Below are 337 nucleotides of genomic sequence, written 5' to 3'. Positions count from 1 at the left end.
AAGCCAAGGTATTACATGCCCGGCCCACGGCCCGTCCGCTGTTCCTTCTCGACCCGCTCCTGGCAAGCTATACACGTCCGCACCGTCGGCGTCGCCAGCGACAGCGCGCACGGACACGACACGACGAGCACCGCGATCGCCGCCGCCACCGACCGCCTGCTGCGTAGAGGCGCGCTGGCCGTCAAGCCGCATGTGCTGGAAACACTGGGCCGTGCGACGCACGTCGTGTTCGACAAGACGGGCACGCTGACCTACGGCCACCCCGTGCTGCGCCAGACGGTAACGTTCGGCGGCGCGAGCCGGCGCATGGCGCTGCAGCTGGCCGCCGCGCTGGAAG

The 337-nt window shown here is 70.0% G+C and carries 1 protein-coding gene; it reads left to right on the top strand.

The window, feature by feature from the left end:
* Positions 1–15 precede the first annotated feature (15 nt).
* On the top strand, positions 16–337 hold a 322-nt coding region (locus tag ACEN88_RS34835), incomplete at its 3' end, for a hypothetical protein (protein WP_413346985.1).

Origin of the sequence: Massilia sp. CT11-108 (genome assembly GCF_047302915.1) — a bacterium.
Lineage (GTDB): Bacteria > Pseudomonadota > Gammaproteobacteria > Burkholderiales > Burkholderiaceae_D > Telluria > Telluria orientalis.
The sequence above is the reverse complement of the archived record's forward strand: the minus strand, read 5'-3'. Positions and strand labels throughout refer to the sequence as shown.